The sequence below is a fragment of the Arthrobacter sp. OV608 genome (assembly GCA_900110595.1).
Classification (GTDB): Bacteria; Actinomycetota; Actinomycetes; order Actinomycetales; family Micrococcaceae; genus Arthrobacter.
This window is the reverse complement of sequence record FOEZ01000040.1, coordinates 1-10,683: the sequence shown is the minus strand read 5'-3', so window position 1 is coordinate 10,683 and position 10,683 is coordinate 1. Positions and strand designations below refer to the sequence as shown.

Here is a 10,683-nt window from a genome sequence, read left to right as displayed (position 1 = left end):
AGTGAATTTACGTCGTGTCGTGCTCACAAGAACACCTTTCCGCAGAATCCAAGGATCCCGCTACTTCAGGTGTCCACCAACAGAGGTTAACCCCAAACACCTACTTCAAACCACCCCCACCACCAACACCCCGCGAATAAACCCGAGCAAAAACGGAACCTCAGCGCTGCATCGGGCACGTGCACCGACAGCCGAGACTTTTTGCAGGGTGTCTTTGGTACGGCTCAACAGTGGGACGGTACGCACGCGGACTTTTGATTGGGCTCTCAATCGCCGCCCAATACAGAAGCCCCAACAACTGAAGCCTCGGCCTCCTTCTACCGCCCAGCAAAAGCAGGGTTAGCGGTCCACGAACCAGTAACGAGCAGAAAGCCCCTGAAACAGCTCCGTCCCGGGAGGAACCGAAGGTTCCCGCCGGGACGGAGCTGCCACCCGCCGTCGGACTTTATGAGCGGAGGAGGCATCCACCCAAGTTGTCCAGAGCCGTGTTGGCGGTGTGAAGACTAGCTGCTGATTGCGGACTTCATCTCGTCATGCGCCTTCTTGCCTGCTTCCTCAGTGGAGAGCCGTTCGAAGAGCACCTCAGAGGTGTATCGCTTGATGATTTCCTGGATCGCACCCGCACCCTTCGGCGGCGGAGCCGGAGCCTCACCGAGCTCATCCTTGATCTGGTCGATGAACTTGACCACCTTGACGTCGGAGGGGGTCAGCTTGGGTTCGATGGCTGCCCGGACCTCGGAGTTGGGGTAGACGCCGCGGTCGGCCAGGAGTGCCTCGCCGGCCTTGACGTTGTTGGCCAGGAAGTTGATGAACTTGGCGGTTTCCTTCGGGTGCTTGGTGCGGGAAGAGGCCGACCAGAACTGCGATGCCTTGTACCAGAGCCCAGCGTCATCGGCGGAACCGGTCTTGGTGGGGAACCGCAGGATCTTGAGGTCTCCACCGGAGGCCTTTTCCAGTGCGGGAGCCTGGTTGGACCACCAGAAGGCCATGCCGTTCTTGCCGGTTGCGAGACCGCTCTGGTCAAGCGGTGCGGCCTCAGCCTCTACCACCTCGGACGCGGACGGAACTGCTTTCTTCTCGCTGAGCTCCTTCAGGAACCCCCACCACTCGGCGATGTCGCCCGGTTCGAAGCCCAGCTTGCCGTCCGAGGTGTAGAGGGATTTGCCGTTCTGGCGGAGCCATACGCCCAGCGACGCCTCATCGGTTCCATAGGCGGCCGCACCGTAGGTGCCCTTCGGGGACTTGGCTGTGATGTCGGCGGCGATGCGCTCGAAGTCCTGCCAGGTCCACTTGGAATCGTCGGGCAGCGGGACGCCGGCGGCTTCGAAGACCTTGGGGTTGGCCAGGATGGTGGCGGCGTTGATGCCGGCGGCGATGCCCGTCAGGCCATCTTCGCCCTTGCCGGCGTTGAGGGCGGCTTCGTCGAGCTTGGAAGTGTCGATGTCGTACTTGGAGAGGTCAAGAAGGGCACCACGGCTTGAGTACTCGGTGATGTACTTTTCGTCCATCTGGATGATGTCCGGGGCATCATTGGCAGCAACCTGGGTAGCCAGTTTGTCCCAGTAACCGCTCCAGTCGCCGAATTCCGGCTTGACCTTGATGTTGGGGTTCTCAGCCTCGAACTGCTTGATGGCTTCCTGGGTCAGCTGGGCCCGCTTGTCGCCGCCCCACCAGGAGAACCGCAGTTCAACGGGGCCGTCGGAACTTTGCTGGCCGGATCCCGCGCCGCAGGCACTCAGGCTCAAGGCCATCACGACGGCGGCCGCGGCTGCTGCAACGCCGGTCTTACGTAAGGGGCGGCGTGCGCCCGTCGATGGTGTTGCTGCCGGCTGCTTGGTTGCAGCAGAGGCAGAGCGTGAAAAAAGCGGCACTGGTACTCCGATCTTCTTTGATCATGTTGCTGGGGATGCGATGGGGAATGAACTTGTAAACAACTATGGGGCGAAACACTGGAAAGCGTTTTCTGAACCTAATGCTACAAGTCGGCAACTTGTATCACAAGATGTTTTTCAAAAACTCTTCCGGCGGCAGAAACGGCCCGTCGAAAGACGGGCCGTTTCCAGCAGGGCCCGGCGCGGCGCGGTCAAGAAACTGGCAGGACCAGCCGCAGCGCCTACTTGATGCCGGTGGTGGCGATGCCCTTGATAAGGAACCGCTGGCCGAAGAGGAAGACCAGGAACACGGGCAGCAGGGACACGATCGACATGGCGAACAAGGATCCCCAGCTCGTGGCGGACTGGGAGTCCACGAAGGCCCGCAGGGCTACCGGAACGGTGAACATGTCGGGGTCCGTCAGGTAGATCAGGGCGCCGAAGAAGTCGTTCCAGGTCCAAATGAAGGTGAAGATGGTGGTGGTGGCAAGCGCGGGGACCATCAGCGGCAGGATGACCCGCAGGAAGATGCGCGGATGGCCTGCGCCGTCGATCCTGGCGGCCTCATCCAACTCCCGCGGGATACCGCGGATGAACTGGACCATCAGGAACACGAAGAACGCATCAGTGGCCAGCAGCTTGGGTACCAGCAGCGGCCAGAAGGTGTTCACCCAGCCGATCTGAGAGAACAGGATGTACTGCGGCACGATGACCACGTGGAACGGCAGCATGATGGTCAGCAGCATGATGCCGAAGAACAGCTTCTTGCCGGTGAACTGCAGCCGGGCGAAGGCGTAGGCGGCCATAGAGCAGGAGATCAGGTTGCCCAGGATGGACCCGATGACCACAATGGCCGAATTGAGCATGTAGTGGCCGAACGGGTGGGTAAGTGCTGACCAGCCCGAAGTGTAGTTGCCCATCTCCAAGCTGTTCAGCCATAGGCCGGGTTCGCGGAAGATCAGATCGTTGGGCCGCAGCGACGACACCACCATCCACAGCAGCGGGTAGATCATCAGTCCGCCGGCAAGGATCAGGATCGCGTGCTTGATGAGGGCTTTGGTCCGCTGCGAGCGGCTGAAGGCCAGGGTGCCACGGGACTCCCGGACTTTGGGCTTGCGGTGGTTCGTAGGCTTGCCGGCGCCCGACTTCTTGTCCGGGGCGGGCAGCGTCTCAAGCTTAGTCGTCATAGAAAACCCAATACTTAGAAGCGATGAAGTTGATGGCGGTGAAGACGCCGATGATCAGCAGCAGGACCCAGGCCATGGCGGACGCGTAGCCCATGTCGAACTGGCCGAATCCCTTTTGGTACAGGTACAGGGTGAAGAACATGGTGGAGTCCGAGGGCCCGCCGTTGCCGCCCGAGACGATGAACGCCTGGGTGAACGACTGGAAAGAACCGATGATCTGCAGCACAAGGTTGAAGAAGATGATGGGGCTCAGCATCGGCATGGTGATCTTCCAGAACTGCTGCAGAGTGGTGGCGCCGTCGACCTTTGCCGCCTCGTAGTACATGTTCGGGATCTGGCGCAGGCCGGCAAGGAAAATGATCATCGGGGCGCCGAAGGTCCAGACGTGCAGGAGGATGATCGAACCCAGCGCAGTGCTCGGATCCGAGATCCAGCCCGGACCCTGGATGCCGAACATGGCAAGGACCTGGTTGACCAGGCCCGTGGTGCCGAAGATCTGCTTCCACAGGATGGCCACGGCCACCGAACCACCCAGCAGTGAAGGGAGGTAGAACACCGAGCGGTAGAAAGGCAGGCCGCGCAGCCCCTTGTCCAGGACGAGGGCGATGAGCAGGGCCACGGCGAGCTGGAGCGGCACACCGATAAACACGTAGGTGAAGGTCACCCGCAGTGAATTGTGCAGCCGGGCGTCGGTGAGCATCCGGGTGAAGTTCTCCAGCCCCGTCCATTCGGGCGGCTGGAGCAGGTTGTAATCCGTGAAGGACAGGTAGAGGGACATCAGCATGGGGCCGATGGTGATGGCCAACAGGCCAACCAGCCACGGCAGCAGGAAGATGTAGGCGGCCTTGTTGTCCCGGCCGTTGGCCTTCTTCTCTTCGGCGGTGGCTTTGCCCTTGCGCCGGGAGAACGAGCTCAGTTCGCTAATGGCGCTCACTGCGTCAGCCCCGTTCCGAACTTCCCCGCTGCAGCCGGCATTCCTGCCGGGCGCGGTGCCCTGGGTATGTGCTTAGCGGCCATGTGGTCTCCTTTGGTCATCGTGGCCTCCACGTTTTGGTAACCGCAAGCGATCTAAGACGCATCCCTCTCCGGCCCGCTTCCTGCAGAAGCTGGCACGGCTGGCGATCGTCCCATGCGCCACGTGCGGTGGTGCTTTTGAAAAAGCGGCTCCGTACCAAAGTAAACGGTTTCTTGACTCTTGTATAGCCCTTTGTTAGTTTTTGAGAAAACGCTTTCTGTAGCAGGCGTCACATCATCCGGAATCACTTACTGAGGGGCAGGACAATGCGGTTTGGTCTCACAAAGCTATCAATGGCAACAGTCGGCGCGACAGCAGCACTTGCGCTGACCCTCACCGGCTGCGGCAGCAGCACCGAAGCCGGAAAGGTAGGGACGGTTGAGGACCCCGTCACCATCCGCTTCGCCTGGTGGGGCAACGACTCCCGGGCCAAGAGCACGCTTGAGGTCATCAAGGACTTCGAGGCCGCAAACCCCACCATCAAGGTGCAGGGTGAGAACACCGAATTCAGTTCCTACTGGGACAAGATGGCCACCCAGATCGCCGGCGGCACCACTCCGGATGTCTTCGCCATGAGCGGCGCGTACCCCAGCGAGTACGCCACCCGCGGCGTCCTGCTGGACCTGGACAAGGTCAAGGACCAGATCGATACCTCCAAGTTCGCCGAGGGAACCGTGGAGCTGGGCAAAATCGAGGACAAGCAGTACACCATCACGGCCGGTGTAAATGCCATGTCCATGGTGATCGACCCGAAAGTCTTCGAAGCCGCCGGGGTGGAACTGCCGGACGATGAAACCTGGACCTGGGACGACTACGCGGACATCGCCGCCGAAATCACGAAAAAATCCCCGGCCGGAACCTTCGGCACAACCCCGATGTCCAACGACTCGTTCCTGGCCGTCTGGGCACGGCAAAACGGTGAGGACCTCTACACCGATGACGGTAAGAAGCTGGGCATCAGCGAGGACACCGCCACCAAATGGTTCGAGCTGAACAAACGGCTCATGGAAACCGGCGGCGCCCCCTCAGCGTCCCAGACGGTTGAGGATGGTTCCGCCCAGCCGGAGATGACCCTCATGGGCCAGGGCAAACAGGGCATGAAGATCTCCTGGAGCAACCAGATGAACTCCTACTCGGGCTCGCCGCTGGTGATGATGAAGCTGCCCGGCGAGAGCAAGCAGCCGGGATCATGGCTGCGGTCTTCCATGGAATACGCCATCTCCTCCAAGTCGGCGCACCCTAAGGAAGCGGCCCTGTTCATCAACTATCTGGTGAACAACGTTGACGCCGCCACCAAGATCAAGAGCGACCGGGGCATGCCCGCCAACACGGAGCTCAAGGCCGCCATCACTCCCCTCCTGAAGGAATCCCAGCAGAAGGAAGCTAAGTACCTGGACCGCCTGGCCGACATGAAGATCGAGCCGCCGCTGCCGTTCCCCGCCGGATCGTCCGCCACCATGGAGGTCCTCAACCGGTTCAACACGGATGTATTGTTCGGAAAGATCTCCCCGCGGGACGCCGCCAAGGGCTTTATCCAAGAGGTCAACTCCAACCTTGGCTAGTCCAGGGCTGAGGCCCACCGTGACAATATCCGCCCTTACAGAACCGTGCGAACAGGAGGCAGGCCAGTGAACCGCACTGCCGGACAGAACAGCGTTGCGATGAGAGGTCAGACTGCGCTGGGAGGTGGGACCGGGCTGAGCAGTGAGACCGGGCTGCCTGGTGATGCTGGTCTGCCTACCAATGCTGGGCGGGGTCCGGATGTTGAGTTGGCCCAGCCGGATGTTGAGTTGTCCCAGCCTGCCCACCCACCCCGGCCCAGCGCGATCGCCGGCTACGAGGACTGGCCTGCCTACGTCAAGAAACACCCTCGGCACCAGGCTGCCAGCGCGTCGGCCCAGGAACTTGCGGACGCCCTGGGCGTGCCCGGCTTGTCTGGCGTGCCGGGCGTTCCCACCGTGCACGGCGTGCCCGAAGCGCCCCACGCACCCGCTGCACCGCCGTCGCCGGAGGTGACCGTCCACTGGGAGGAAACGTACGACGGCGTCACCACCTCCCAGCTCAGCTGGCAGCTGGGCTTCGGTCCCCGCACCACTGGCTGGCTGATTCGCCCGGCCGGCGCTGCAGGTCCCCTGCCCGGAATCCTGGCGCTGCACTGTCACGGCGGCAACAAGTTTGGTGGCGCCGACCGGCTGGTGGAACTTCCGGAGTCCCATCCCTCCGCGGAAAAAGCGAGAAGCGGACACTACGACGGCCACGCGCTCGCCACGGACATCGCACGGCGCGGCTTCGCGGTCCTGGCCCACGACACCTTCGCCTGGGGCAGCCGACGCTTCAACCTCGACGTCCCACCGTGGCGGACGGCCTCCGCACTTGAGGCGCGTCAGGCGCAATGGCGCGAGGACGGCGTAGCTGCCTCCGACGCAGACGTGTACAACGCCGCAGCCGGATTCCACGAGGACACCGTAGCCAAAACCGCGGGCCTGCTGGGCACCAGCCTGGCCGGCATGGTGGCCCACGACGACCTCGCAGCCCTGGAGATCCTCGCTGGACTGCCGGATGTGGACCAGGACAGGCTGGGCTGCATCGGTTTCTCCGGCGGCGGCGGCCGCTCCCTGACCCTCGCCGCACTGAGTCCCAGGATCCGGAGCTACGTGGTGACCTGCATGATGACCACGTTCCAGTCGCTGCTGCCCGCCCACCTTGACGCGCATTCCTGGCTGCTGCAGACTCCAGGCCTGTGGCGCCTCGGTGACTGGCCGCAGCTGACCGCAAGGTCAGCTGCCAGCCGGCTGCTGGTGCAGTACGCACTGGCTGACGAACTCTTTCCCGAAGACGGCATGCGCCAGGCCCACACCATTCTCGAGTCGCTGCACCCACCGGGAACCTACACCGGAAGCTTCTGGCCCGGCGGCCACGTGTTCACCTCCGGAATGCAGGAGGAAGCACTCGATTTCCTCGCCGCGACGCTGCACCACCCATCATCTACTGCAGAATCCAGCATCAGCCGCCATTCCACCTCCAGTTAGCAATCCCCCCAGCTTCCAATCCACCTCCCTTTAGCCCTTCCTCGCCTTCCAAACCACCTTCAAATGGCTATCCCAGTCAGTCGCCCCCTTCAATTTCAAACTTTCCCTTCAGTTCACTCTTCCCCTTCTGTAACCAAGGACCTTCCTCATGACTCGACCATCCGCCACCGCGGAAAACAGCACCCACCCGGCTGGGGGCACTCCTCCCGCCCCTGCCGCCCCTGCCGTTCCCCGCATAGCCCTGGTAGGCGTCCACGGCTTCGGTGAACGGCACCTGGCCAATCTGGCGCGACTCGAGGAAGCCGGCGCCGTCGAGCTTGTTGCCGTGGCGGACCCGAACCCGCCGGCGGAGGGCCGGCTGGCAGAGTCAGTAGCCGTTTTCGATGACCTGGCGCAGCTGCTGGCAGCAGACCCGGGCGTCGACGTCGTCATTCTTGCCACCCCCATCCAGACCCATGCTCCCTTGGGACTCGCCGCCCTGTCAGCGGGCAAGGACGTCTATGTGGAAAAGCCGCCGGTGGCCTCACTCGCCCAGTTCGAGGAGGTGCTGACGGCGGCCGAGGCCGCAGGCCGGCTGGTCCAGGTGGGCTTCCAAAGCCTGGGCTCCCACGCGCTGCCCGCCATCCGGACCCTCGTGGAAGCCGGCGGCATCGGTGATGTCCTCGGGCTGAGCGCGCAGGGGCAGTGGGTGCGGAGCAAGGCCTACTTCAAGCGGTCACGCTGGGCCGGGAAGCGCAGCCTGGACGGCATCGACGTCGTGGATGGCGTGGCCACCAATGCCCTCGCACACGCGGTGGCCACGGCCCTCCACATGGCGGGAGCCCGGACCATTGGCGACGTGGAGTCGGTGGACACAGACCTGTACCGGGCACACGACACCGAGAGCGACGACACCTCCATCCTGCGCGTGCGCACCGCCGCCGGCACCAGCCTGCTCTGCGGCCTGACACTGTGCGCACCCGAACAGCAGAACCCGTCCGTGACAGTGCACGGCACTTTGGGTGAGATCACCCTGTTCTACACCGAAGACGAGGTGCTTATCAGCACCGCCGACGGCGAGCGCCGTGAGACTTTCGGCCGGACCGACTTGCTGGAGAACCTGCTGGACGCGCGGTCCACCGGCGCCGCGCTGCTGTGTTCCCTGCCCCACACCGGCGCCTTCACCACCGTCCTGGAAGCCATCCGCACTGCACCTGCACCGCAGCAGATCGGTCCGGAGCACATCACCTGGGAAGGCGAGGGCGACGATGCCCATCCGGTAGTACATGGAATCGGGCCTTTGCTGGAGCATGCCGCCAAAGCCCAGGCCACCTTCGCCGAACTGGGCGTCCCGTGGGCGGGAAAGCTGCCGCCGGCCCGCACCATGACGCTGGACGGGCAGGAGGTGGCGGAGTACCAGGATGGCAGCCGTATCCGCGCTGTCTCTTCCCCGCGGCCCTACCTGCACCCCGTCCGGACCCGTTCGGGAATCGTGGTCACGGACCACCAGCCGCTGGACCACGTCTGGCACCTCGGCGTCGGCGTGGCCTTGCAGGACATGGACGGCATCAATTTCTGGGGCGGTCGTACTTACACCCGTGCGGCCGGCCAGTACATCTGGCGCCCGGACCACGGCACTATCACGGCAACCTCGGTTGAGGAGACCGCTGCGGCAGTGGGCGGTCAGGAGGGCCGGCTACAGGAGACGCTGAGCTGGAACGGGCCCGACGGCGCCCCGGTCCTGGCCGAGGAACGCACCTGGACCTGGTCCGGCGTCAGCCCGTCCACCTGGCAGCTGTCCCTCGACTTCGCCCTCTCCCCCGTCGGCGACCAGCCAGTCAGCCTGGGCAGCCCGGGCTCCAATGGCCGGCACGAAGGCGGCTACGGCGGGTTCTTCTGGCGGTTGCCCGAGTGCGAAGGCGCCACGGTGTGGACGCCGGAGGGCGAAGGCGAGTCGGGCGTGCACGGTTCAGTGACGCCCTGGCTCGCATGGTCCGGAAAGTTCAGGACGGGAGCTTTGCCGGCCGGACAGTCCGACGGCGGCACGTCAGTTGGCAGCGCCACGCTCGTTTTTGTGGCGGCGGCGGAATCCACGGACCCCTGGTTCGTCCGGGTGGACGGTTATCCCGGAGTGGGCCAGTCGCTGGCGTGGGACACCCCGGTTATCGCTGAACCGGGCCATCCCATCCAGCGCAGCATCACCGTTTTTGTGGCCGACGGCATCCTGGACACAGCAGACATCGAAGCATTGATCAACCGGCAGGGGAACCGTTCATGAGCCAGACAACAGCTGACACCACAACGCTTGCGGGCAGAATTGCCCCCGCATCGGCAGAAGACCGCGCCATCAAACGCCGGCGGGTCATGGACATCCTCGATGCGAAGGGCCGGGACTCCCTGCTGCTGACCACCAACACAGCGCTGACCTGGTACCTGGACGGCAGCCGGGTCCACATCAGCCTGGCCGGCGATCCGATCGCCGCCCTCCTGGTGGACCGCGACGGTGACCACCTCGTCACCTTCAACAACGAAGCTGGCCGGATAGCCGCCGAAGAACTGCCCGCCGGCGTCGCCCTGCATTCCGTGCCCTGGTACGGCAACCTGCACGAGGCGGCTGCCGCCGTCGGGACTGCCGTAGGGGGCCCAGGCGGAAGTGGCACTGCTGGAGCTGGCACGGCACCGCTGGCCGAAGCTGATGCGGCGGCTGAACTGCGCGCAGCCCGCCAGCAACTCCTCCCCGCGGAGAGCGCGCGCTACGCCGAGCTCAGCGCCGAGGTGGCCGTGATCATGACGGATGTGCTCGCGGCGGCCCGGCCGGAAACCACCGAGTTTGAGTTGGTGTCCGCCCTCGCCGCCCGCGTTGTTGCCGCCGGCGCAGAGCCGCTGGTCCTGTTGTGCAACGGCAGCAGCCGCAGCGGGTTCCGGCACCCGCTGGCCACGCACTCGCCCCTCGGCCGCTGTGCCATGGCTGTGGTGTGTGCCCGCAGGGACGGCCTGGTCGCGAACATCACCCGTTGGGTAAGGTTCGACGGCGGCACACCGGAAGAGCGGGACGCCGAGGCACGTATTGCAGCGGTTGAGGCCGACATTTTCGACGCCACCGTCCCCGGTGCCCGGCTGGACAGGATCTTTGCCGAGATCAAGGCAGCGTACGCCCGGCACGGCTTCGGCCCGGACCAGTGGGAACAGCACCACCAGGGCGGCCCGGCGGGCTATGCAGGCCGGGATCCCCGCGTCACCGCATCCGCAACGGACACTGTGGTCCTGAACCAGGCTTTCACCTGGAACCCGTCCGGACCCGGCGTCAAGATCGAGGACACCGTCCAGCTCACCGCCTCAGGCCTACAGGTCCTTACTGTCGATCCGCGCTGGCCCGTGTCAACGGTGAACGGCCTCCAGCGGCCGGCGACTCTCCAGCTCTAATCAAACGCTCGTTACCTTTTTCGTAGCCCTTTCCTGTTGCAGGATGTGGGTGTGCTGGCCTGCTGGTCCCTGGGCATGATTGGAACGCTCTGTTGATGATGATCCTGAGAGTGTTGTCACCTGGGGCTGGTAGGTGCCGGGGAGACCGCTGATAGGGGCAGGACAGTGTGGGAACGTCG

General features: G+C 64.0%; 7 protein-coding genes. 4 read left to right on the top strand and 3 right to left on the bottom strand.

Translation table 11 applies throughout. The features are described from left to right. Positions 1 to 503: 503 nt before the first annotated feature. The 3 genes from BMX78_RS22200 to BMX78_RS22190 all read right to left on the bottom strand — a co-directional run bounded on the left by BMX78_RS22200 (position 504) and on the right by BMX78_RS22190 (position 3,992). Positions 504 to 1,871: an ABC transporter substrate-binding protein gene (locus BMX78_RS22200; RefSeq protein ID WP_091424690.1), complete on the bottom strand. Its 1,368-nt coding sequence runs from the start codon at positions 1,869 to 1,871 to the stop codon at positions 504 to 506. Positions 1,872 to 2,113: 242 nt separating this feature from the next. Beyond that, positions 2,114 to 3,058, bottom strand: a complete 945-nt coding sequence (locus BMX78_RS22195; RefSeq protein ID WP_091424687.1) for a carbohydrate ABC transporter permease — start codon at positions 3,056 to 3,058, stop codon at positions 2,114 to 2,116. After that, positions 3,048 to 3,992, bottom strand: coding sequence for a carbohydrate ABC transporter permease (locus tag BMX78_RS22190; protein ID WP_091424684.1), 945 nt, complete (start codon positions 3,990 to 3,992; stop codon positions 3,048 to 3,050). Before BMX78_RS22190 ends, BMX78_RS22195 begins: the two co-directional genes overlap by 11 nt. A 374-nt stretch (positions 3,993 to 4,366) precedes the next feature. Here BMX78_RS22190 and BMX78_RS22185 point away from each other — a divergent pair, with 374 nt between their 5' ends. The 4 genes from BMX78_RS22185 (at position 4,367) to BMX78_RS22170 (ending at position 10,504) form a co-directional block, all read left to right on the top strand. Further along, positions 4,367 to 5,635 carry an ABC transporter substrate-binding protein gene (locus tag BMX78_RS22185; protein ID WP_091424682.1) on the top strand — a complete coding sequence of 423 codons (1,269 nt, stop codon included), beginning with the start codon at positions 4,367 to 4,369 and terminating at the stop codon, positions 5,633 to 5,635. A 207-nt stretch (positions 5,636 to 5,842) separates the two neighbouring features. Then, positions 5,843 to 7,102 carry an acetylxylan esterase gene (locus BMX78_RS22180; protein ID WP_286139228.1) on the top strand — a complete coding sequence of 420 codons (1,260 nt, stop codon included), beginning with the start codon at positions 5,843 to 5,845 and terminating at the stop codon, positions 7,100 to 7,102. A 148-nt stretch (positions 7,103 to 7,250) separates the two neighbouring features. Next, a complete protein-coding gene (locus BMX78_RS22175; RefSeq protein ID WP_091424679.1) occupies positions 7,251 to 9,359 on the top strand; it encodes a DUF6807 family protein in 2,109 nt (702 codons plus the stop codon). Further along, entirely contained in the window at positions 9,356 to 10,504 is a 1,149-nt protein-coding gene (locus tag BMX78_RS22170) for a M24 family metallopeptidase (protein WP_091424678.1), read from the top strand. The genes BMX78_RS22175 and BMX78_RS22170 overlap by 4 nt, the downstream gene beginning before the upstream one ends. Positions 10,505 to 10,683: the final 179 nt, after the last annotated feature.